Source organism: Falsiroseomonas bella (assembly GCF_003173615.1).
Lineage (GTDB): Bacteria > Pseudomonadota > Alphaproteobacteria > Acetobacterales > Acetobacteraceae > Falsiroseomonas > Falsiroseomonas bella.
In genome coordinates, this window is the sequence record NZ_QGNA01000003.1 from 531,914 (window position 1) to 554,935 (window position 23,022).

The window sequence follows — 23,022 nt, forward strand, 5'->3', positions numbered from 1 at the left end:
ATGAGGCGCGCGCACGGCGTCTGAGGGCATATGCAGATCTGGTCCTGGTCGGGGTTCTTCGAGTACCTCTTCAATCCGTTCCTGCTGGAAGGCGCGCTCACCACGCTGTGGCTGACCGTCGCCTCCCTGGCCTGCGGGCTGGTGCTGGGGATCGCGCTGGCGCTGATGCGGCTCTCGGGCAATCGCGCACTGTCCGGCGTCGCCGCGGCGTATTGCTGGCTGTTCCGCGGCACGCCGCTGCTGGTGCAACTGCTGATCATCTACACCGGCCTGCCCCTGTTCGGCCTTCGCTTCAGCGTGACGCAGGCCGCGCTGCTCGGCCTCTCTCTGAACGAGGCGGCCTACCTTTCGGAGATCGTGCGCGCCGGCATCCTCGCGGTCGGCAAGGGCCAGCGGGAGGCAGGCTTCGCGCTCGGCCTGTCCAAGTCGCAGGTGTTCCGCACCATCACCTGGCCGCAGGCCTTCCGCATCATCATCCCGCCGCTCGGCAATTCCGTGAACGGCCTGCTCAAGACCACCTCCGTCGCCAGCGTCATCTCCATGGAGGAGCTGCTGCGCCGCACGCAGATCCTGATCCAGGAACGCTTCATGGTGCTGGAGCTCTTCATCGTGGCGGCCATCTGGTACCTGGCGATGACGACCGCCTGGGACTTCGTGCAACGGCGGCTCGAGGCGCGCTACGGTCGCGCCTATGCCGCGGACCGCGCCGACCGGCGATGAGCGCCCCGACGCGCAGATAGGAGACGCGCCATGCCCGAGTACGACATCGCGATCCGCGGCGGCCTGGTCGCCACATCCTTCGGCGCCGCGCGCTGCGATATCGGCATCAAGGACGGCCGCATCGCCGCCATCGCCGAGCGCATCGGCGATGCCGCGCAGGTGATCGAGGCCGACGGGCTCTTTGTGCTGCCGGGCGGCGTGGACACGCATTGCCACATCGAGCAGCCGGAGGCGAACGGCACGGTGCACGAGGACAGCTTCGTCACCGCCTCCGCCAGCGCCTTCGCCGGCGGCACCACCTCCGCCGTCTGCTTCATCCCGCAGTTCAAGGGCGGCGGCATCCTGGAGCGCTTCGCGGACTACAAGGCGCGCGGCGCGAAGGGAATGCTCGACCACGCCTTCCACCAGATCATCGCAGACCCGACCGATGCCGTGATCAACGAGGAAGTGCCGAAGGTCGTCGCGGAGGGCGTGCGCAGCCTGAAAGTGTTTCTCACCTATGAGCCGCTGCACCTGAACGACGCCGAGTTCATCAAGGTGCTCCTCGCCGCGCGCCGGCATGGCTGCCTGGTGACGGTGCATTGCGAGAACTACGACGCGATCGGCTGGCGCACCCGCGCGCTGCTGGAAGCGGGGATGACCGCGCCGAAATACCACGCCTGGTCGCGCCCGCGCGTGGTGGAGCGGGAAGCGACGCACCGCGCCATCGCGCTGGCCGAGCTGGTGGACCAGCCAATCCAGGTCTTCCACGTCTCCTGCGAGGAAGCCGCGGAGGAGATCGCCCGCGCCCAGGCGCGCGGGCTGAAGGTGTGGGGCGAGACTTGTCCCCAATACGTCACGCTGACCGCCGCCCACATGGACCGCCCCGGCTTCGAGGGCGCGAAGTTCATGTGCAGCCCGGCGCCGCGCGACACGGCCGAGCATGCGCGCATCTGGGAGATGATCCGCCGCGGCACGCTCGACGTCGTCTCCTCCGACCATTGCGGCTTCAGCTACGAGGGCACGCAGGGCAAGGCCCAGAACGGGCGGGACGCGGTGTTCCGCGACATCCCGAACGGCATCCCCGGCCTCGCGGCGCGGCTGCCCATCGTGTTCAGCGAGGGTGTCTCCAAGGGCCGCATCGGCCTCGAGGACTTCGTGAAGCTGACCGCGACCAACCCGGCGCGGATCATGGGCCTCTATCCGCGCAAGGGCGTGATCCAGCCGGGCAGCGATGCCGACATCGTGCTTTGGGATGCGGCGAAGAAGGTGACCATCACGAACGCGCTGATGCAGCACGCGATCGACTACACGCCCTATGAGGGGCTGGAGGTCACCGGCTGGCCGGCCATGACGATCCGCCGCGGCGAGGTGGTGATGCGGGACGGAAAGGTGCAGGCCGAGCCCGGCAGTGGCCGCTACCTGCCGCGCGGCCCCTACGACCTGGTGAAGCCGCGCGGGATCACGCCGGACGGCTTCGTGGCGCCGTAGCGGCGGCCATCAGGCCGAGCGGAGCTTACGCAGCAGTTCGGCGAGACCCGGCTCCTTCACCACCGCCGCTGCCGCCTCGGCGGTGAAGAGCTTGCGCTCACGCTCGCGCCGCTCGGGCCAGTCATGCAGCAGCCGGGCGACGCGGTAGCGGAAGACCAGGACCTCGGTCGGGCGCACCGCTCCGCTGGCCAGGCGCTTCGGATAGGCATAGAGGCCGAGCGGATCGGGGTCCGCCTCGCCGGCCAGCCCGGCCTCCTCGAAGGCCTCCCGCGCCGCGCTGCGATGCGGCGCCTCTCGCGGCTCGATCCAGCCCTTCGGGATTACCCAGCGCCTCGTCTCGCGGCTGGTGATCAGCACGACACGCAGCGCCGCGCCGGCGCCGAGGATCGGCAGCGCGGCACTCTGGCGCGGCGCGCGCGCCTGTATGGCCTGGGCCTGAAGAAGGCCATCGGGCATGTCGCTTCGTTTCCCCAGCCGAGCGATCCGACGGGCCCAGAGCCCATTCCTTGGTACCGCACGCATCGGAACGATAAGGAGACACGGTTAACGAAAGTAAAGGCAGTATTCCGCGCCACGGAAATTTCACATCAACAACTTGTTCGGTCGTCCGGGTATCTCGCCTGCGCCGGGCGCCGCAGCCTTCAGATGCGCAGGCCCATGGCGCGGATCATGGCGCTGTCCTCGGCGTGGAACGCCTGGGCGTATCGCTCATAGGCGGCGCTGTCGGCGTAGAGCAGCGGCATGTCGAACCGCGCGAGGACCTGACGATGCCCAGGATCGTCGAGCGAATCGCGGAACGCGTCATGCAGGATGCGCACGGCGTCGGCGTCCATCCCGCGCGGGCCGGCCAAGCCGTAGGGGGCGGAGGCGACGACCGGGATGCCGCTCTCCAGCAGGGTCGGCACGGCGGGAAAGCGCGCCGTACGCGCCTCGCCCCAGGTGGCGAGCAGACGCAACCGCCCCTGCAGCACAAGATCGGCCCAGAGGCTGTTCTCGGCCGCGGCGTCGATCTGGCCGGCCAGCAGCGCGCGCAGGTTCTCCGTGCCCCCACGGAAGGGCACATGCACCCACTGGATGCCGCCGGCGGCGCGGGCGATCTGCTCCATGGTGACATCGAGCGTTGCGACGCCGGGGGTGCCGAAGGTGATGCGTCCCGGATTCGCGCGGGCGTCGTCCAGGAACGCCCGCAGGGTCCGCCAGGGCGCATCGGCGCGGACCACGATGCCGAAGGTGTAGCCCACCAGGCGGATGATCCAGGTGAAGTCCGCGAGCGGGTCGTAGGGCGGTGACGACGACATCGCCGCCATGCGGAACACGCTGCCAGGCATGACCGAAAGCGTGTAGCCGTCCGGCCGCGTGCCGCGCGCGATGGTCGCGGCGCCGAGCGTGCCGCCGGCGCCGGGCTTGTTCTCGATGATCACGGGCTGGCCGAGGCGCCGGGAAGCAGGCTCGGCCAGCGCGCGCATCTGCAGGTCGGTGGTGCCGCCCGGCGGGAAGGGCACGAGGATGCGGATCGGGCGGCCGGGAAAGCCGGCGCCGCCGAGGCTCGGCCGCGCGGGCAGCGCCAAGACCCCGGCAAGCAGCGCGCGCCGCCAGATCCCCTTCCGCGGCATCCCGTACCCCCGCGCCGCCCGGCCCGTCGGGTCAGTCCGGGAGGCCGCCGGCCGCGACCACGCGCCGGAGATGATGGTCCACGTCGCCGAACAGGACGTTCAGCATGGACAGCCGCTTGAAGTAGTGGCCGGCCTTGTATTCCTCGGTCATGGCGATGCCGCCATGCAGCTGGATCGCCTCCTTGCCGAGCTGGTCGGCCAGCTTCCCGACCAGCGCCTTGGCGGCCGAAAGCGCGGTGGAACGGGCCGCCGCGTCGGGCTCCTGCACCATCATGGCGGCATACATCGCCATGCTGCGCGCCTGCTCGGTGGCCACCAGCATGTCGGCGGCGCGGTGCTGCAGGGCCTGGAACTCGCCGATGGCGCGGCCGAACTGCTGGCGGGTCTTGAGGTAGTCCACCGTCAGGTCGCGCAGCGTCTCCATCGCGCCCACCGCCTCCGCGCAGAGGGCGGCGATCGCTTCGTCCGCGACGCGTTCGACCAGCGGCAGCGCGTCCTCCGCCAGCAGCGTGGCGCGCGCGCCTTCCAGCACGATCTCGGCGGCACGGAGCCCGTCCTGCGTGGCGTAGCCGCGACGCGTGACGCCTTGCGTCGCGGCGTCGAGCAGGAACAGGCCGATGCCGGTGCGGTCGCGGCGCCCGCCGGACAGGCGCGCCGAGACGATGATGCGATCCGCCGTGTCGCCGTTCAGCACGACACCCTTGGCGCCGTCGAGGAGATACGCGTCGCCGTCGCGCCGCGCGGTGGTGGCGAGGTCGTGCAGGTCGTAGCGCGCCTGGCGTTCCTGATGCGCGAAGGCGAGCGTCGCCTCGCCTGCGGCGACCTGCGCCTGCAGTTCGGGCGGGCCGCCAGCGCCGCGCAGCAGCCCGAGGCCGAGGACGACGGTGGCGAGATAGGGCTCCACCACCAGGCCGCGGCCGATGGCTTCCATCACCAGCATCGTCTCCACCGGCCCGCCGCCGAAGCCGCCTTCCTCCTCGGTCAACGGCAGGGCGAGCAAGCCCATCTCCGCCATCGCAGACCAGTTGGCGGCGGCGTAGCCCTTCGCTTCCGCACGGTAGGCCTTGCGCTTCTCGAAGTCGCCGTAGCGGTCGGAGACGAAGCGGTTGACGCTCTCGGCCAGCAGGCGCTGTTCGTCGGTGAGGTCGAAATCCATCTGACGTCAGAGCCCCAGGAACGCTTTCGCGATGATGTTGCGCTGGATCTCGTTCGAGCCGCCGTAGATCGAGACCTTGCGGAAGTTGAAGAACAGCGGCGCGGCGGCATCCGCCCATTCGGGACCGACGGAGGGCAGGTTCAGCCCGTCCTCCTCGCGATCCGGGCGCGGCGCGGCGTAGGGGCCCGCGACATCCATGAGAAGCTGCGTCGCCTGCTGCTGGATCTCGCTGCCCTTGATCTTGAGGATGGAGCTCGACGGGTCCGGCTTGTCGGCTGCGCGCGTGCGCTGAGCGGCGACGACGCGCATCTGCGTGATCTCGAGCGCCTTCAGCTCGATCTCCGACCAGGCGAGGCGGCGGCGGAAATCCGGGTCGTCCCAGACCGTGCCCTCGCCGGAAGGCGTCTCCTGCGCCAGGCGCTTCACGCGGGCCAGGCGTTCCTTGGTCATGCCGATGCGCGCGATGCCGATGCGCTCGTTGGAAAGCAGGAACTTCGCATAGTCCCACCCTTTGTTGAGCTCGCCGACAAGGTTCTCGGCCGGCACCTTTACCTCGTCGAAGAAGACCTCGTTCACCTCATGCCCGCCATCGATGGTGACGATCGGGCGCACGGTGATGCCGGGCGTCTTCATGTCGATGAGGATGAACGAGATCCCCTGCTGCTTCTTCGCGCTGGCATCCGTCCGAACGAGACAAAAAATCCAGTCGGCATACTGGCCGAGCGTCGTCCAGGTCTTCTGGCCGTTGATGACGAAATGCTCGCCCTCGCGCCGCGCGGTGGTCTTGAGGCTGGCGAGGTCGGAGCCGGCACCGGGCTCGGAGAAGCCCTGCGCCCACCAGATGTCGAGGCTGGCGGTACCCGGCAGGAAGCGGCGCTTCTGGTCCTCGCTTCCAAAGGTCGCGATGACCGGGCCGACCATGGTCACGTTGAAGCCGAGCGGCTGCGGCACGGCATTGGCCTGCAGCTCCTCGACGAAGATGTAGCGCTGCACCGGGGACCAGTCCTTGCCGCCCCACTCCACCGGCCAGTTCGGCGTCGCCAGCCCCGCCGCATGCAGGATCTTCTGGGACGTGACGTAGTCGATCCGCGCCAGGGCGCGGCCCTCGCTGACCTTGCGGCGGATCTCGGCCGGGATCTGCGTGCGGAAGAACTGCCGCAGCTCGTCGCGGAAGGCGATCTCCTCGGCGGTGTAGCGCAGCTCCATGGCCTCTACTCCCTGTTCTCGTCGCGCAGCGCGCTGGCCAGCAGCTTGCCGGCGGCACTGCGAGGAAGATTGTCTCGGATCTCCAGCGCGGCAGGCATCCCGTGCTTGCCGAGGCGATCCGCGAGGAACGTGCGCAGCTCCTCAAGCGTGAAGCCGCGTGCGCCCTGTTTCAGTGCGACATAGGCCTTCGCCGCCTGGCCGCGATACGCATCCGGCACGCCGATGACGATACATTCGGCGACGTCCGGATGCTCGTAGATCGCCTGCTCGATCTGCGCGGGATAGACGTTGAAGCCGCCGGACAGGATCATGTTCTTGCGGCGATCCACCAGCGTGAAATGGCCGCGCTCATCCATCCAGCCCATGTCGCCGGTGAGGAACCAGCCATCGGCGAAGGCGCGCGCATTCTCTTCGGCGGGACGGTTCCAGTAGCCGGAGAACACGTTCGGCCCCCGCACCGCCATCTCGCCGACCTCACCCACGGCGCGCTCCACGGTGGGGTTATCGGGATCGACGATGCGCAATTCGATGCCGGGCAGCGGCAGGCCGATGAGGCCGGCGCGCCGCGGCGCATCGGGCGGGATGCGCGTGCCGGCGGGGCAGGTTTCCGTCATGCCCCAGCCGCCGCCGATGCGCAGGCCGACCAGCGTCTCCAGCTTCTGCTGCACCTCGAAGGGCATCGGCGCGCCGCCGGAGGAGGCCTGGCGCAGCGTCGCGAAATGCGCGCGCGTCACGCCCGGCATGTTCAGGATGCCGATCCACATGGTTGGCACGCCGGAGAAGGTGGTGATGCGGAGCGCCCGAAACTCCTCAACCGCCTGCGCCGCGTCGAAGCGCGGGCGGAGGTGGCAAAGATGGCCTTCCGACATCTGCCGCAGCAGCACGGCAGTCAGCGCGAAGATGTGGAACAGCGGCAGCAGCACGAGGCAGCGCCCCTGCCCTTCCGGGATCGTCGCGCGGTCCCGCCAGGCCTTGTAGATGCTGATGGCGGCCGTGAGGTTGCCATGCGTCAGCATCGCGCCCTTCGGCGTGCCCGTGGTGCCACCGGTGTATTGCAGCAGCGCGACGTCGTCGGGCACGATCGCGGGCCAGGATTGCGTCGGCTCCGCTTCCGGCAGCAGCGGGAAATCGTTCGAAAAATCCTCGCCGTTCCAGCGCGCCTCCGGCGCCAGCAGCACGCGGGCCACGGCGCCTTCCGCGCGCAGCCAGGCCGCATTCTCCAGCAGGGGCGCGAAGCCCGTCGTGATCAGCAGCGTCGCGCCGGAATCCCGCACCTTGTGCGCCAGCTCCCGCTTCGCATCCAGCGCGGAGAGATGCGTCACGCGCGCCCCGGTGCGCAGCGCGGCGAAGAAGCAGATCGGATGCCACGGCGTGTTGGGCAGGTAGAGCGCGACGCAATCGCCGCGCCCGATGCCCATCGCCATCAGGGCGGCAGCCACGCGGTCGGAAAGCCGCTTCACTTCGGCATAGCTCAGCACATCGCCGCGGTATCCGAGGGCCGGCGCATCGCCGTAGCGCGCCGCGACCTTGTCCAGGAAACCAGGCAGCGTGCCCTGCGCGATCGGCGCGTCCCAGCGGCATTCAGGCGGGTAGCTCGCCTCCCAGGGATGCGCCACTCGGGACATCATCGAAGGCTCGCGAAGCCCCGGTCCTCGGCGACAAGCCGCGCCAGCAGCGGCGCCGGCGCCAGGCTGTCGTCGCCGCTCTGCCGCGCCAGTTCCGTCAGCCGCGCGAAGACCTCCTTCAGCCCGCGCGCATCGGCCCAATGCATCGGTCCGCCACGCCAGGCCGGCCAGTTGTAGCCGTGCAGCCAGACAACATCGATGTCGCCGGGGCGGGCGGCGATGCCTTCCTCCAGGATACGAGCGCCCTCGTTCACCATCGGCAGCAGCAGGCGGTCGAGGATCTCCTCCTGACCGATCGCGCGGCGCGCCACGCCTTCCTGCGCCGCAACGTTCGCGATCAGCGCGGCCACGTCGGGATCGGGCACGCCGGCGCGCGCGCCTTCCGGATACAGGTAGTAGCCCTTGCCGGTCTTCTGGCCGAGCCGGCCGGCCTCCACCAGCGCATCGGCCACCGGCGCACGCTTGCCGGTCGCCTTGCGGATGCGCCAGCCGATGTCGAGCCCGGCCAGGTCGCCCATCGCGCAGGGGCCCATGCGGAAGCCGAAATCCGTCAGCGCCTTGTCCACCTGGTCCGGCAGCGCGCCTTCCAGCAGCAGGCGCTCCACCTGCTGCGTGCGCCGCGCCAGCATGCGGTTGCCGACGAAGCCGAAGCAGACGCCCACCACCACCGGCACCTTGCCGAGTTTCCGTCCGATCTCTGCCGCCGTCGCCAGCGCATCCGGCGCGGTGTGCTTCGCGCGCACGACCTCCAGCAGCCGCATGACGTTCGCCGGCGAGAAGAAATGCATCCCCAGCACGTCGCCCGGTCGGCTTGTCGCCGCCGCCATCTCGTCGATGTCGAGATAGGAGGTGTTCGAGGCCAGCACCGCGCCGGGCTTCGCCACCTTGTCCAAGGTGGAAAAGACCTGCTTCTTCAGCCCCATCTCCTCGAACACCGCCTCGATCACGATGTCGGCGTCGCCGGCGGCGTCGAGGCCGACCGCACCCTCGACCAGCGCCATGCGCGCAGCGCGCCTCTCCGGCGTCAGGCTGCCGCGCTTCACGCTGGCCTCGTAGGTGGCGCGGATGCGGTCGAGGCCGCGCTTCATGGCGGCCTCGTCCGTCTCGATCACGCGCACGGGAATGCCGGCATTGGCAAAGCACATCGCGATGCCCGCGCCCATCGTGCCGGCGCCGAGCACCGCGGCGCGTTCCACCTTCCGCGGCTTCGTGCCTTCCGGAAGGTTCGCGATCTTCGCCGCCTCGCGCTCCGCGAAGAAGACGTGGCGTAGCGCCTTGCTGCGCGGGTCCTGCAGCAGATCGAGGAAGGCCTGGCGTTCCTCGGCCAGGGCCTCGGCAAAGGGCTTCTCAAAGGCCGCGCGGACGCAGGCGATCATGGCGGCGACCTGCGGCTCGGTCGCGGCGCGCTTCGCCAGGGCAGCGGCCTCCGCCTCGAAGGCGTCGCGGGAACCCAGCCCCTCGTCGCGCTGCGAAACAGGCCTGGGCAGAGGCTCGCCGGCAAGCTTCGCGGCATGGGCGCAGGCGGCGGCGCGGAGGTTGCCCTCTACCAGCGCATCAGCGAGCCCCGCGGCGACCGCGGCCTTGGCGTCCAGCGGATCGCCCTGCACCATCAGCTTCAGCGCCGGCGCGGCGCCCATCAGCCGCGGCGCGCGCTGCGTACCGCCGCTGCCCGGCAGCAGGCCGAGCTTCACCTCCGGCAGGCCGAGCTTCGCGGCGGGCCCGATCAGCCGCGCCGTGCAGGCCATCGCCACCTCCAGCCCGCCGCCGAGCGCCGCGGCATGAATCGCCGCCACCACGGGCTTCGGGCAGCCATCCAGCAGCGCGATCAAATCGGCGAGGGTCGGCGCGACCGGCGGCTTGCCGAATTCGGAGATGTCGGCGCCCGCGATCCAGGTGCGGCCCTCCGCGACGATCACCAAGCCTCGAATGGCGGGATCCGCCGTGGCGCGTGTCACCGCCTCGGCCAGCGCGCCGCGCAGCGCGGCGGAGAGCGCGTTGACAGGCGGGTTCGCGATGGTGGCGATGGCGATGCCCTCGGCGATCTCGAACCGCACGGGACCTGTCATGCTGCGCTTCCCCTGATTTATCCGGCCGGCTTGATCGCCCGCCCCCCACACCGGGTCAAGGCGATTGGACGGGGGCGGGCGCGGACGGCATGCTCGGCCCCAGACCGCTCCGGACCCCGTGCATGCCCCTGCCGCCCCTTCTGCAGAACCTGGCCCTGCCGGTGATTGGCGCGCCGATGTTCCTCGTCTCCAACCCGGAACTGGTGATCGCGCAGTGCCGCGCCGGCATCGTCGGCTCCTTCCCCTCCCTGAATGCGCGGCCGGAGGCGGAACTGGACGTGTGGCTCACGCGCATTCGCGAAGGCCTGCGGCAAGGCGACGCGCCCTTCGCCGTGAACCTGATCGTGCATGGCAGCAACGCGCGGCTGGAGCATGATCTTGCCGCCTGCGCGCGGCATCGCGTGCCCATCGTCATCACCTCGCTGCGCGCACCGGGCGACATCGCGAAGCAGGTGCATGGCTGGGGCGGCATCGTGCTGCACGACGTCACCACGCTGCGCCATGCGGAGAAGGCGCTGGAAGCCGGCGTGGACGGGCTGGTGCTGGTGGCGGCCGGTGCGGGCGGCCATGCCGGCACGCTCTCGCCCTTCGCCCTGGTGGACGAGGTGCGGCGCATCTTCGGCGGGCCGCTCGCTCTGTCGGGCGCCATCACCCAGGGGCGGCAGATCCTGGCGGCGCAGGCGATGGGCGCGGACCTCGCCTATGTCGGCACGCGCTTCATCGCGACGACGGAATCCATGGCGAACGAACGCCACAAGGCGATGATCGTCGAGAGCCGCGCCGCCGACATCCTCTACACGCCCTTCTTCAGCGGCGTGCCGGCGAACTACCTGAAGCCCTCGATCGCCGCGCAGGGGCTCGACCCCGAAGCGCTGCCGGCAGAGCAGGCGCGCAGCGGCTATGGCGCGAACCGGCCGCGGCCCTGGAAGGACATCTTCGGCGCCGGCCAGGGCGTCGGCGGCATCGCGGAGGTCCTGCCGGCGGGCGAGGTCGTGGCGCGGCTCACGGCCGAATACCGCGCCGCACGCCACGCGTTGACCGAGGGCGCGTCGCACGCCTAGCCTTCGAACAACTAAAAGCACAACAGGAGGAAGATGATGCGTCGTCGTAGCTTCATGACCGCCGCCGCGGGCCTCGCGGCCTCAGGCGGTCTCGTCGCGCCCGCCCTCGGGCAATCCACGCGCGCGATGACGCTGCGCTTCGTGCCGCAGGCCAACGTCGCCACGCTCGATCCGATCTGGACGACGGCGATCGTGACGCAGATGCACGGCTATCACGTGTACGACACGCTCTATGGCATGGACGGCCAGCTCCGCCCGCGGCCACAGATGGCGGAGCGGCACGAGGTCTCGGCCGATGGCCGCATCTGGCGCATCCGCCTGCGCGAGGGCCTGCGCTTCCATGATGGCGAGCCGGTGCGCGCCCAGGATTGCACGGCCTCCCTGGCGCGCTGGGCGAAGCGCGACCCCTTCGGCCAGATCCTGGCCGAACGCGTGGACGAGTGGCGCGCGCCCGATGACCGGACGATCGAGATCAGGCTCAAGCGCCCCTTCGCCCTTATGCTGGACGCGCTGAGCAAGCCTGATGCGAACGTGCCCTTCATCATGCCGGAGCGCCTGGCGCGCACCGATGCGAACACGCAGGTGAGCGAGGTGGTGGGAAGCGGTCCCTACCGCTTCCGCAGCAACGAGTTCGTCGCCGGAAGTCGCCTGGTCTACGAGAAGTTCGACGGCTATCGCCCACGCAGCGAGGCCGCGGACGGTGCGGCGGGCGGCAAGATCGCGCATTTCCCGCGCATCGAGTGGCACATCCTGCCAGACCCCGCGACCGCCGCCGCGGCGTTGCAGGCCGGCGAGGTGGATTGGCTGGACCAGCCCCTGCCCGACCTGATCCCGACCCTGCAGCGCAACCGCAACGTCACCGTGGACGTGCTGAACCCCTACGGCATCATGTCGATCATGCGGCTGAACCACCTGCAGGCGCCGTTCAACGACGTGAAGGTGCGCCAGGCCGTCGCGCTCGCCGTGGACCAGGAGGAATACATGCGCGCGACGCTCGGCGACGACCGCAGCGTCTGGCGCGTTTGCCGCAGCCTCTTTCCTTGCGGCACGCCGCTGGGCACGGAGGACCTCTCGCCGGTCAACGCGCCGCCGCGCAACCTGGACCGGGCCCGCGCGGCGCTGCAGGCCAGCGGCTACAAGGGCGAGAAGGTCGTCATCATCAACCCCACCGACTTCCCGCTGATCGGGCCGCATGGCCAGGTGACGGCCGACCGGCTGCGCCGCATCGGCTTCAACGTGGAACTGGCGGAGACCGACTGGGGCACGGTCGTGCAGCGCCGCGTGCGCACGGAACCGGTCGAGCAGGGCGGCTGGAGCATCTTCCACACCTATGGTTCGGCGCTGGCCTACCTGAACCCCGCCGTCTCCTCGCTGGTGAAGGGCCCCGGCCCGACCGGCTGGTTTGGCTGGTACACCAGCCCGCGGGCGCAGGAACTGGTCGCGGCCTGGCTTGACGCGCCGGATGCCGACAAGCAGCTCACCATCGCGAACGAGCTGAACAAGCTTGCGCAGGACGACGTGGCGACGGTGCCGCTCGGCCAGTTCACCATGCGCACGGCCTACCGGCGGAACCTGACCGGCTTCCAGAAAGGCAGCATGCCCTATCCCTGGGGTGTGCGGCCCGCCTGATCGGAGAAACAGGGCGGCGGCGTCACACCGGCGTCGCCGCCCGCCAGGCCCGCAGCATCACCAGGCCGACCGCAAGCAGTACCGGGCCGATGAACAGGCCCAGGAACCCGAAGGCGACGAAGCCGCCGAACACGCCGATGATCACGATGGACAGCGGCATGTCCACGCCGCGCTTGATCAGCATCGGGCGGATCAGGTTGTCGGCGGAGGAGATGGCGGTCAGGCCCCAGGCGGCCATGAAGACCGCCCATCCGGTCTGCCCCTGGTCGAACAGCCACCAGGCGGCGCCGATCCACATGGCGACCACCAGAGGGCTCAGCACTTGGCTGATCGAGAAGACGAAGGTGAGGAATCCTAGCAGCGAGGCGGCGGGAACACCGGCGATGGCGTAGCCGATCGCCGCCGCCACGCCCTGCCAGATCGAGGTCCCGACCACGCCATAGGCCACCGAGCGCACCGCGCCGCTCGCGGTCGCCAGCACATCGGCGCCGGTCGCCCCGCCGATCCGCCGCGCGGCATGCTGCAGCGAGTCCGCGATCGCTTCGCCCGAGGTCCAGAACATCGCCGCGACGGCCAGCGCCAGCAGCATCTGGATCAGGCTGTCGGCCAGCCCGCCGGCGACGCTCAGCAGCACCGACTGGAAGCGAACCAGATAGGGCGCGATCACCGCTCCCAGATTGTCCCGAGCCTCGGCCAGCTGCCCCCAGCCCGCGGTGACCTTGCTGCCCACCACCGGCAGGTCGGCGAGCCACGCGGGCGGCTCGAGCGGCGCGCGCAGCAGCGCTTCGCGCGCCCAGACCATCCCCGCATTGATCGCTTCGACCAGGCCCGGGGCGATGGCGAGCGTCGGCAACACGATGGCGGCCAGAACCAGGAGGATCAGCAGCGTCGCGGCGAGCCCGCGGCCGATGCCGCGCCGGACCAGCGTGTCGCGCAGCGGCCAGAGCGCGATGGCCAGGATCGCGCCAAACATGATGGAGGTCGCGAAGGGCTGCAGCGTTGCCAGGATGCCGAGCACCACGCCGCCGACCGCGAGGATGGCAAGGCCGCGCTCCATGATCGGCGCGAGGCCCTGCGGCTGCGGCGGCGGTGGCTGGTCCATGACCGGGAATCTCCCCTGCGCGCCGGCGGCGCGGCGCGCATGAGGAAAATACTCAGCCCAGGAGCTTCTTGACCACCTCGTTCACGAGCGCGGGATTGCCCTTGCCCTGCATGGCCTTCATCGTCTGGCCCACGAAGAAGCCGAACAGCTTGTCCTTGCCGGACTTGTATTCCGCGACCTTGTCGGCGTTCTTCGCCAGCACATCGGCGACCGCGGCCTCGATGGCGCCGGTGTCGGTCACCTGCTTCAGGCCGCGTTCCTCGACGATCACGCCGGGCGCCTTGCCCGTCTCGATCATGATCTCGAATATTTCTTTCGCCAGCTTGCCGCTGACGGTTCCGTCAGCGATCAGGTCGAGCAATCCGCCGAGGTTCTCGGCGGTCACCGGCGGGTCGGTGATGTCGCGCTTCAGGCGGTTGAGGGCGGCGAAGAAATCGCCGGTCACCCAGTTCGCCGCCTGCTTCGCGTCGCGGCCCTTCGCCACCGTCTCGAAGAAGGCGGCGGTCTCCTTCTCCAGCGTCAGGACATGCGCGTCATAGGGCGTGAGGCCCATGGCGACGTAGCGCGCGCGACGCACATCCGGCAGTTCGGGCAGCGACGCCTTCAGCTGCTCGACCCAGTCCGGCTCCAGGACCAGCGGCGGCAGGTCGGGCTCGGGGAAGTAGCGGTAGTCATGCGCATCCTCCTTCGACCGCATCGAGCGCGTCGTGCCGCGCTGCGTGTCGAACAGGCGCGTCTCCTGCTCGACGGTGCCGCCGGATTCCCACACCTCGATCTGGCGCCGCGCCTCGGCCTCGACGGCCTGCATGACGAACTTCACGCTGTTGACGTTCTTCACCTCGCAGCGCGTGCGGTAGCCCTCGCCCGCCTTGCGGACGGAGACATTGACGTCGGCACGCATCGAGCCCTCGTCCATGTTGCCGTCGCAGGTGCCGAGGTAGCGCAGGATCTGTCTCAGCTTGGTGAGATACGCCCCGGCTTCTTCCGGGCTGCGCATGTCGGGTTCTGAAACAATCTCCATCAGCGCGACGCCGGAGCGGTTGAGGTCGATGAAGCTCTTCGTCGGGTGCTGGTCGTGCAGCGACTTTCCTGCGTCCTGCTCGAGGTGCAGGCGCGTGATGCCCACGATCTTCTTCGCGCCGTCCGCAAGTTCGATCTCGATCTCGCCCTTGCCGACGATCGGGTGGGCGTACTGGCTGATCTGATAGCCCTGCGGCAGGTCGGCGTAGAAGTAGTTCTTCCGGTCGAAGCGGGACCAGAGGTTGATCTCGGCATTCAGCCCGAGCCCGGTGCGCACGGCCTGCGCCACGCATTCGCGGTTGATCACCGGCAGCATGCCGGGGAATCCGGCGTCGATGAAGGACACCTGGCTGTTCGGCTCGGCGCCGAAGGCGGTCGCGGCGCCGGAGAACAGCTTGGAGTGGGAGATGACCTGGGCGTGGACTTCCAGGCCGATGACCAGCTCCCAGGGGCCGGTGTTGCCTTCGATGGTGTAGCTCATGCGCGGATCCCCGGAACCGCCGTGAAGTTTGCCGCGCGTTCGATCGCCGCGCCGACGCTGAAGCAGGTTTCCTCGTCCCAGGGCTTGCCGATCACCTGCAGGCCGAGCGGCAGGCCCTGCGCGTCCAGTCCCGCCGGCACGGCGATGCCGGGAAGGCCCGCGAGGTTCGCCGTCACGGTGAAGACGTCGTTCAGGTACATCGTCACCGGATCGTCCTGCTTCTCGTCCATGCCGAAGGCCGCCGAGGGCGTCGCCGGCGTGACGATGGCGTCCACCTGGCCCCAGGCCTGCTCGAAGTCGCGGCGGATCAGCGCGCGCACCTTCTGGGCCTTGAGGTAGTAGGCGTCGTAGTAGCCGGCGCTCAGCACATAGGTGCCGATCATGATGCGCCGCTGCACCTCGGCCCCGAACCCCTTCGCGCGGGTGCGCTCATACAGGTCGCGCAGGTCGGAATTTTGCGCCGTCTCGCGCAGGCCGAAGCGTACGCCGTCATAGCGCGCGAGGTTGGAGGAGGCCTCGGCCGGCGCCACCACATAGTAGGTCGGCAGCGCGTATTTCGTGTGCGGCAGGCTGATGTCCACCAGCGTCGCACCCTGCTGCACCAGCCAGTCCAGCCCCTGCCGCCACAGCGCCTCGATCTCCGGCGCCATGCCGTCCAGGCGGTACTCGCGCGGCACGCCGATCCGCAGCCCCTTCACCGGGCGCGCGCAGGCCGCGGCGAAGTCGGGCACCGGCAGGTCGGCGCTGGTCGCGTCCCGCGGGTCGAAGCCCGCCATGCTGCGCAACAGGATCGCGCAATCCTCGACGGTGCGCGCGACGGGGCCCGCCTGGTCCAGCGAGCTCGCAAACGCCACGATGCCGAAGCGCGAGCAGCGGCCATAGGTCGGCTTGATGCCGGCGATGCCGCAGAAGGCCGCCGGCTGGCGGATGGAGCCGCCGGTGTCGGTCGCTGTCGCGCCAAGCGCCAGATGCGCGGCCACCGCCGCCGCCGACCCGCCCGAGGACCCGCCCGGCACCAGGCGCGTATCGGGGTCGTTGGCGCGCGACCAGGGGTTCTCCACCGCGCCATAGGCGCTGGTCTTGTTGGAGGAGCCCATGGCGAACTCGTCGAGATTCACCTTGCCCAGGAACACCGCGCCGTCGCGCAGCAGGTTTTTTGTTACAGTGCTCTCGTAAGGTGGGACGAAGCCGCCGAGGATCGCGCTGCCGGCGGTGGTCTGTGTGCCGGCCGTGCAGAACAGGTCCTTGATCGCCAGCGGAGCGCCTTCCAGCGGCCCCGCCTTCCCCACCGCGCGCCGCGCGTCGGAGGCCTTCGCCGCCTCCAGCGCCTGGTCGGCCGAGACGGTGATGAAGGCGTTCAGCCGCGGGTTCAGGCGCGCGATGCCCTCCAGGAACGCCTCGGTCAGCGCAACGGAGGTCGTCTCGCCTGCATTCAGCGCATCCAGGGCGGAGCGCAGCGTGTGATCGGTCAGGCGCATCACTCGACCACCTTCGGCACGCCGAAATAGGCACCCATGCGGTCCGGCGCATTCGCCAGCACGGCATCCGCCTGGCCGCCATCGGTCACCGCATCCTCGCGCATGCGCATCGCCGGCTGGCCCTCCGGCGCGCCGCCGGCCATCGGCTCCACCCCCTCGGTGTCCACCGCCTGCAGTTGCTCGATCCAGCCCAGGATGCCGTTCAGCTCGGCCTGCATGCGGCCGACCTCGTCCTCTTCCAGGCGAATGCGGGCCAGCGAGGCGATGCGCCTCACGGTGGCGGCGTCGAGCGACATTTTCGGGCGGTTTTCCAGGCTTGAATGACCCCGGCAGGAAGCGCCGAGGGCGGCGGAAGTCAAGGCCCGCGCCATCCGCGCCACCGGCGTCGCACGCGACACGCCGGCGAAACGGGCGCGAAACCTGATTCTCGCCGCGGCGCAATCGCCTGGAAACGCCCTTGGCCCAAAACCCGGCGCCAAGGCCGCGCCGTGCGCGGCGAAGCGCAGCGGAGCCACACGATGCCAGAGCACCCGACACACGCTTTCGGCCGCCGAGGCCTCGCCCTGCTGGCCGCGGCCGCCTTCGGTGGCGGCGCGGGCATGGCCGGGGCGTATCTGGCGACGGGCCAAGCCGCCGCTGCGGGCCAGGCCGCCGAGCCCGGCTTCGATCCGGGCGGCGATCTCGTCGCGCGCTGGAGCCTCGCCGCCTACCAGGCGATCAAGGCGAAGGACGGCTATCGCGACCCGCTCGCCGCCAGCCGCATCCTCGCCATGATGCATCTGGCGATGCATGACGCGGTGAACGCCGCGGCGCCGCGCTTCGCCACCCACCTGCCGCTGTCGGCCGTGCAGGGCGCGGACCCGGCCGTGGCGGCCTCGGCCGCGGCGCATGGCGTCCTGCGCGCCCTCTGCCCCGGCCAGCGCGAGGCCCTCGCCTTCGAGGCCGAGAAGACGATGCTGGAGGCCGGGCGGGGCGAGGCGGTGGCGCGCGGGCGCCTGCTCGGCGAGACCGTGGCCGCGACCATGCTGGTCTCGCGTGCCGGCGACGGCGCCGACCGGGTCGAGCGCTACGGGCCGATGAACCATGTCGGCGCCTATCGCTACACGCCGGGCTACGATTTCCTGTTTGCGCCGCAGTGGCGCTCCGTCCGGCCCTTCGCCCTGCTCCGGCCCGCGCAGTTCCGCACCGCCCCGCCGACCTCGGTCGAGAGCGCTGCCTATGCCCGCGCCTTCGCGGAGGTGAAGCGCATCGGCGGCAAGGATTCGGCGGACCGGACGGAGGACCAGACGCACGCCGCCCATTTCTGGTACGAGTTCTCCGACATCGGCTGGAACCGGGTGGCGCGCGTGGCCGCGCGGGAGCATGCGCTGGACCTGTGGGACGCCGCGCGGCTGTTTGCCCTGGTCAACATGGCCCTGGCGGATGGCTACATCGCGGGCTGGGATTCCAAGATCCACCATGATTTCTGGCGCCCGGTGACGGCGATCCGCATGGCGGCGCAGGACTTCAACCCGGAAACGTCGCCCGACCCCGCCTGGGAGCCGCTGCTGCCGACCCCGCCCGTGCAGGACCATCCCTCCACCCATGCCACGCTCGGGGCTGCGGCGGCGGCGGTTATGGCGGAGCTCCTCGGCGATGCCACGCCTTTCGCGCTGGCCTCGACCACCGCCCTGCCGGAGAACCCGGTGCGGCGCTTCCAGGGTTTCGCCGCCGCAGCGCGCGAGAATGCCGAAAGCCGCATCGCCGCCGGGCTGCATTTCCGCTTCGCCTGCGATGCGGGGCTCGAGCTCGGGCGGCGGATCGGCCGTTACGCGGTGGCGAACCACCTGAGGCCGGTGGAGTAGGCGACGGGGCGGCTTGACCGGCGGGGGCCGATCCGGTCCTTCCGGCGCCATGCCGCCCCTGACCGTCGCCGAGCTCCGCGCCAGCCTGCCCCGCGCCACAAGGCTGATCGGTCTCGATCCCGGCACGAAGGTGATCGGCGTGGCGCTGTCGGACGTGTCGCTGACCCTCGCCTCGCCCTACACGGCGCTGAAGCGGGGGAAGCTCGGCGCGGTGGCGGCCGAGGTGGCGGCGATCGCGCGGAAGGAAGGCGCCGGCGGACTGGTTGTCGGGCTGCCGCTCGGCATGGATGGCAGCTTCGGCCCGGCGGCGCAGGCGGCGAAGGATTGGGGCCGGGCGCTGGCCGAGGCGGCCGCGCTGCCCGTGGCCTTCTGGGACGAGCGGCTGTCCTCCGCGGCCGTGAACCGGGCGATGATCGAGGCCGACCTGTCGCGCGCCAAGCGGGCGGAACGCGTGGATGCGGCTGCGGCGGCCTACATGCTCCAGGCGGCGCTGGACGCGACCCATCCGGGCTGAGGCGGCCCGATGACCGGAGGGCCGCGAGGCCCGAAGGTCTGAATCGGCCCGCCCGACATGCAAGCCGCCAGACTGGCCGAATCCCCGCCGCCGCGCCTAAGGTGCGGCCCCGTGCCCTACCCCTTCCGCCACCTCCTCGCCATCGAAGGCCTGGAGCCGCCCTATATCGCCGAGTTGCTGGAGCTGGCGGACCACTACGCCCTGCAGAACCGGCGCGGCACCACGCAGCGCGACCTGCTGAAGGGCCGCACGCTCATCAACCTGTTCTTCGAGGATTCCACGCGCACCCGCACCAGCTTCGAGCTGGCCGGCAAGCGGCTGGGCGCCGACATCGTCAACATGTCGGTGTCCACCAGCAGCGTGAACAAGGGCGAGACGCTGCTCGACACCGCCGCGACGCTGAACGCCATGCGGACCGACCTGCTGGTGGTGCGCCACGGCCAGTCCGGCGCGCCGGCGCTGCTGGCCCAGAAGGTGGATGCGGCGGTGATCAATGCCGGCGACGGCACGCATGAGCACCCGACCCAGGCGCTGCTGGACGCGCTGACCATCCGGCGCCGCAAGGGCAGGCTGGAGGGGCTGACGGTCGCGATCTGCGGCGACGTGCTGCATTCCCGCGTCGCGCGCAGCAACATCCACCTGCTCCTGACGATGAACGCCCGCGTCCGCATCGTCGGCCCGCCGACGCTGATCCCGTCCGAAGCCGGGCGGCTCGGCGTGGAGGTGCATCACGACATGAAGTCGGGCCTGGAAGGGGCCGATGTCGTGATGATGCTGCGCTTGCAGAAAGAGCGGATGACTGGCGGCCTGGTGCCCAGCGCGCGCGAGTTCTTTCGCTTCTTTGGGTTGGATGCCGCAAAGCTGGCCTACGCGAAGCCGGATGCCATCGTGATGCATCCCGGCCCGATGAACCGCGGCGTCGAGATCGACAGCGCGGTGGCCGACGATCCCGCCCGCAGCGTGATCGGTGAGCAGGTGGAGATGGGGGTTGCGGTGCGGATGGCGGTGCTGGACCTGCTGTCGCGCAACCTGCGGCGCAACGCATGAGCCTGCTGCATATCACCAACGCCCGCCTGCTGGACCCCGCCTCGGGCCTCGATGCGGCTGGCGAGTTGCTGGTGCGGGACGGAATCATCCTGGACCACGGCACCGGCCTCGGCCGACTGGACGGGGCGGAAGTTGTGGATGCCGGTGGCGCCTGCCTCGCGCCCGGCCTCGTGGATCTGCGCGCAGCCTTGGGCGAGCCCGGCGCCGAGCACCGCGAAACCATCGCCTCGGCGGCTCAGGCGGCCGCCGCTGGCGGGATCACCACCCTCTGCGCGCTGCCCGACACCGACCCGCCGCTGGACGACGCCGCGCTGATCCAGTTCGTGATCCGCCGCGGCGAGGCGACGGGCTGCGTGACGATCCTGCCCTATGCAGCGGCCACAGCGGGCTGCGCGGGGAAGGAAATCGCCGAATACGGCCTGCTGGAGGAAGCCGGCGCCGTCGCCTTCACCGACGGAACGCGCGCCATCGGCAATGCGCGCACCATGCGCCTCGCGCTGTCCTACGCCCGCGCCTTCGGCAGCTTCGTGGTGCAGCATCCGGAGGAGCCGAGCCTCGCCGCCGGCGGCGCCGCGACGGAAGGCGAGCGCGCGACGCGCATGGGCCTGCCCGGCATCCCCGTCGCCGCGGAATCCATGCTGGTCGCGCGCGACATCGAGCTCGCGAAGATCACCGGCGGGCATGTGCATTTCGCACATGTCTCGACCGCGGCCGCCCTCGCCCACATCCGCGCCGCGCGGGTGCTGGGCCTGCGCGTTACCTGCGACACCGCGCCGCCCTATTTCGACCTGAACGAGACGGCGATCGGCGAGTATCGCACCTATGCGAAACTCTCCCCGCCGCTGCGCTCGGACGAGGACCGGCTCGCCGTGGTGGCCGCGCTGAAGGACGGCACGATCGACGCCATCGCGTCGGACCACCAGCCGCGCGACGCCGACGACAAGCGCCTGCCCTTCGCCCAGGCCGAGGCTGGCGGGGCGGGGCTCGCGACGCTGCTCGCGGTGACTCTGGCCCGCGTGCATGCCGGCGACCTGACGCTGCTGCAGGCGCTGGACCTGCTGACGGCACGGCCCGCGAAGCTGCTGGGGATCGAGGCCGGGACGCTGCGCAAGGGTGCGCCCGCGGACCTGGTGCTGTTCCACCCCGAGCGCGGCTGGCGCGTGGAGGCCGGGAAGCTGCCCGGCAAGGCGCAGAACACGCCCTTCGACGGGCGGGCGCTGGAAGGCAAGGTGCTCGGCACCTGGAAGGCCGGGCGGCGGGTGTTCGGATGACCTTTCTGCTCGCTGCCGCGCTCGGATACTTGTTGGGCTCCGTGCCTTATGGGCTGCTGCTGACCAGGGCGGCTGGCCTTGGTGACATCCGCAGCATCGGATCGGGCAATATCGGCGCGACCAATGTGCTGCGCACCGGGAACAAGGGCCTCGCGGCCGCGACGCTGGTGCTGGACGCGGTGAAGGGGCTCGCGGCGCTGCTGATCGCGCGCTGGCTCTGGGGCGAGGATGCCGGGCTGGTGGCGGGCGTCGCTGCCATGGCGGGCCACGCCTTCCCGGTCTGGCTCGGATTCAAGGGTGGCAAGGGCGTGGCCACCGGTGCGGGCGTACTGTTCGGCGCAGCCTGGTGGCTGGGCGCCGTGGCGCTGGGCACATGGCTGGCGGTGTTCGCGGTGACGCGGATCTCCTCCGCCGGCGCGCTCGCGGCCTGCGTTGCGGCGCCGATCGCGGCACTGATCTTCGGGGATGCAAAGCTCGCGGTCTTCGCCGCGGGACTCGCGGCGCTGATCGCCTGGCGGCACAAGGCGAACATCCAGCGCCTGCTGGCGGGGACGGAACCACGGGTGGGCTCGAAGGGCTAGGCGGGTTGCGGGACGCGGACCACCTCGCGCGGCTTCGCCTCGCCCGGACCGAGGGCATCGGCCCCTCCACCTTCCGCCGGCTGCTCGCCCGCCACGGCTCGGCCGCCGCGGCGCTGGCAGCGCTGCCGCGCATCTCCTCGCAGACGGGGCGTCCTCTCGCCCCCTTCCCCGCCGACGCCGCCGAACGGGAGACAGGGGCAGTCACAAAGCTCGGCGGCACCTGGCTTCACCTGGACGGCCCCGGCTACCCGCCGCTGCTCGCGCTGACGGAGGACGCGCCGCCGGTGCTCGCCGTGCTCGGCGACGCATCTGTCCTGCTGCGGCGGCAGGTGGGGCTGGTCGGCGCCCGCGCGGCCTCGGCCAGCGGGCGGCGCATCGCGGAGGAACTCGCGGCGGGTCTGACCACCGGTGGCCTTGCCGTCACCTCTGGCCTCGCGCGCGGCGTGGATGCGGCGGCCCATCTTGGTGCGCTGGAGGCGCATGGGCGCACCGTCGCGGTGGTCGCCGGCGGCCTTGACCAGCCCTACCCGCCCGAGAACGCCAAGCTCCAGGCCCGCATCGCGGCCGAAGGCGGGGCCGTGGTGGCCGAGGCGCCCTTCGGCACCGCCCCGCTTGCCCGCCACTTTCCCCGCCGCAACCGCATCGTCGCCGGCCTGGTGCTGGGCGTGGTGGTGGTCGAGGCCGCGTTGCGCTCCGGCAGCCTCATCACAGCGCGCCTGGCGCTGGAAGCGGGGCGCGAGGTCTTCGCCGTGCCGGGAAGCCCGCTCGATCCGCGTTGCCGTGGGTCGAACGACCTGATCCGGCAGGGCGCCCATCTGGTCGAGACGGCCGAGGACGTGTTCGCCCACCTGCCCGAGGCGCCCCGCGACCTGCCCCTGTTCCGCCCCCGCAGCGAGTCCGAAGCGCAACCGCAGGAGGTGGAGGAGCCCCCTGCGCCCTCCGATGCCGCCGCGCAACTGCTTGAATTGATTGGACCTACACCGGTAGCCGTTGACGATCTGGTCCGGCGCTGCCACCTCTCGCCGCCAACGGTGCGGGCCATCCTGCTGGACCTGGAGCTTTCCGGTCTGGTGGAACCCCTGCCCGGCAACCGCGTCGCGCGCGCCGCAAGCTGACCGGCTTGCGCCGGACAAACTGG

Annotated in this window: 20 protein-coding genes; 10 read left to right on the forward strand and 10 right to left on the reverse strand. The window is 70.7% G+C overall.

Annotation, left to right across the window (positions count from 1 at the left end):
* The first annotated feature begins 30 nt into the window (after positions 1-30).
* Together DFH01_RS15120 and hydA are read left to right on the forward strand one after the other, a co-directional pair.
* The gene (locus DFH01_RS15120) at positions 31-720 is read left to right on the forward strand and encodes an amino acid ABC transporter permease (protein WP_109871273.1); all 690 of its coding nucleotides are present in this window, start codon (positions 31-33) and stop codon (positions 718-720) included.
* Positions 721-750: 30 nt separating this feature from the next.
* Positions 751-2,190, forward strand: a complete 1,440-nt coding sequence (gene hydA / locus DFH01_RS15125; RefSeq protein ID WP_109871274.1) for a dihydropyrimidinase — start codon at positions 751-753, stop codon at positions 2,188-2,190.
* A gap of 9 nt (positions 2,191-2,199) precedes the next feature.
* Here hydA and DFH01_RS15130 read toward each other — a convergent pair whose 3' ends face one another.
* From DFH01_RS15130 to DFH01_RS15155, 6 genes are all read right to left on the reverse strand, one after another.
* Positions 2,200-2,646, reverse strand: a complete 447-nt coding sequence (locus DFH01_RS15130; protein WP_109871275.1) for an NUDIX hydrolase — start codon at positions 2,644-2,646, stop codon at positions 2,200-2,202.
* 185 nt (positions 2,647-2,831) lie between these two features.
* Positions 2,832-3,803 carry a tripartite tricarboxylate transporter substrate binding protein gene (locus tag DFH01_RS15135; protein WP_109871276.1) on the reverse strand — a complete coding sequence of 324 codons (972 nt, stop codon included), beginning with the start codon at positions 3,801-3,803 and terminating at the stop codon, positions 2,832-2,834.
* A gap of 31 nt (positions 3,804-3,834) precedes the next feature.
* Entirely contained in the window at positions 3,835-4,959 is a 1,125-nt protein-coding gene (locus tag DFH01_RS15140) for an acyl-CoA dehydrogenase family protein (protein ID WP_109871277.1), read from the reverse strand.
* Between the two features lie 6 nt (positions 4,960-4,965).
* On the reverse strand, positions 4,966-6,165 hold the full coding sequence (locus DFH01_RS15145) for an acyl-CoA dehydrogenase family protein (protein WP_109871278.1): 1,200 nt from the start codon (positions 6,163-6,165) through the stop codon (positions 4,966-4,968).
* Positions 6,166-6,170: 5 nt separating this feature from the next.
* Positions 6,171-7,790: an AMP-binding protein gene (locus tag DFH01_RS15150; protein WP_109871279.1), complete on the reverse strand. Its 1,620-nt coding sequence runs from the start codon at positions 7,788-7,790 to the stop codon at positions 6,171-6,173.
* The gene (locus DFH01_RS15155; RefSeq protein WP_109871280.1) at positions 7,790-9,856 is read right to left on the reverse strand and encodes a 3-hydroxyacyl-CoA dehydrogenase NAD-binding domain-containing protein; all 2,067 of its coding nucleotides are present in this window, start codon (positions 9,854-9,856) and stop codon (positions 7,790-7,792) included. Before DFH01_RS15155 ends, DFH01_RS15150 begins: the two co-directional genes overlap by 1 nt.
* A 122-nt stretch (positions 9,857-9,978) precedes the next feature.
* Here DFH01_RS15155 and DFH01_RS15160 point away from each other — a divergent pair, with 122 nt between their 5' ends.
* Both DFH01_RS15160 and DFH01_RS15165 read left to right on the forward strand, forming a co-directional pair.
* Entirely contained in the window at positions 9,979-10,917 is a 939-nt protein-coding gene (locus tag DFH01_RS15160; protein ID WP_109871281.1) for an NAD(P)H-dependent flavin oxidoreductase, read from the forward strand.
* A gap of 36 nt (positions 10,918-10,953) precedes the next feature.
* A complete protein-coding gene (locus DFH01_RS15165; RefSeq protein ID WP_109871650.1) occupies positions 10,954-12,546 on the forward strand; it encodes an ABC transporter substrate-binding protein in 1,593 nt (530 codons plus the stop codon).
* 22 nt (positions 12,547-12,568) lie between these two features.
* Here the strand turns inward: DFH01_RS15165 and DFH01_RS15170 are convergent, their stop codons facing one another.
* The 4 genes from DFH01_RS15170 to gatC are packed head-to-tail and all read right to left on the reverse strand — an operon-like array spanning position 12,569 to position 16,923.
* A complete protein-coding gene (locus DFH01_RS15170) occupies positions 12,569-13,648 on the reverse strand; it encodes an AI-2E family transporter (RefSeq protein WP_109871282.1) in 1,080 nt (359 codons plus the stop codon).
* A 52-nt stretch (positions 13,649-13,700) separates the two neighbouring features.
* Positions 13,701-15,149, reverse strand: a complete 1,449-nt coding sequence (gatB, locus tag DFH01_RS15175) for an Asp-tRNA(Asn)/Glu-tRNA(Gln) amidotransferase subunit GatB (RefSeq protein WP_109871283.1) — start codon at positions 15,147-15,149, stop codon at positions 13,701-13,703.
* On the reverse strand, positions 15,146-16,627 hold the full coding sequence (gatA, locus tag DFH01_RS15180; RefSeq protein WP_109871284.1) for an Asp-tRNA(Asn)/Glu-tRNA(Gln) amidotransferase subunit GatA: 1,482 nt from the start codon (positions 16,625-16,627) through the stop codon (positions 15,146-15,148). The genes gatB and gatA overlap by 4 nt, the downstream gene beginning before the upstream one ends.
* Positions 16,627-16,923: an Asp-tRNA(Asn)/Glu-tRNA(Gln) amidotransferase subunit GatC gene (gatC, locus tag DFH01_RS15185; RefSeq protein WP_109871285.1), complete on the reverse strand. Its 297-nt coding sequence runs from the start codon at positions 16,921-16,923 to the stop codon at positions 16,627-16,629. Before gatC ends, gatA begins: the two co-directional genes overlap by 1 nt.
* Before the next feature lie 222 nt (positions 16,924-17,145).
* Between gatC and DFH01_RS15190 the strand changes: the two genes are divergently transcribed.
* From DFH01_RS15190 to dprA, 6 genes are all read left to right on the forward strand, one after another.
* A complete protein-coding gene (locus tag DFH01_RS15190) occupies positions 17,146-18,471 on the forward strand; it encodes a vanadium-dependent haloperoxidase (RefSeq protein WP_146217071.1) in 1,326 nt (441 codons plus the stop codon).
* Between the two features lie 49 nt (positions 18,472-18,520).
* Complete coding sequence (gene ruvX / locus DFH01_RS15195) at positions 18,521-18,985, forward strand: Holliday junction resolvase RuvX (RefSeq protein WP_109871287.1); 465 nt, start codon at positions 18,521-18,523, stop codon at positions 18,983-18,985.
* Positions 18,986-19,096: 111 nt separating this feature from the next.
* Positions 19,097-20,032 carry an aspartate carbamoyltransferase catalytic subunit gene (locus DFH01_RS15200; protein ID WP_233256125.1) on the forward strand — a complete coding sequence of 312 codons (936 nt, stop codon included), beginning with the start codon at positions 19,097-19,099 and terminating at the stop codon, positions 20,030-20,032.
* Positions 20,029-21,303, forward strand: coding sequence for a dihydroorotase (gene pyrC / locus DFH01_RS15205; RefSeq protein WP_109871289.1), 1,275 nt, complete (start codon positions 20,029-20,031; stop codon positions 21,301-21,303). Before DFH01_RS15200 ends, pyrC begins: the two co-directional genes overlap by 4 nt.
* On the forward strand, positions 21,300-21,884 hold the full coding sequence (gene plsY / locus DFH01_RS15210) for a glycerol-3-phosphate 1-O-acyltransferase PlsY (protein WP_109871290.1): 585 nt from the start codon (positions 21,300-21,302) through the stop codon (positions 21,882-21,884). The genes pyrC and plsY overlap by 4 nt, the downstream gene beginning before the upstream one ends.
* 5 nt (positions 21,885-21,889) lie before the next feature.
* The gene (gene dprA, locus DFH01_RS15215; RefSeq protein WP_109871291.1) at positions 21,890-22,999 is read left to right on the forward strand and encodes a DNA-processing protein DprA; all 1,110 of its coding nucleotides are present in this window, start codon (positions 21,890-21,892) and stop codon (positions 22,997-22,999) included.
* Positions 23,000-23,022 lie beyond the last annotated feature (23 nt).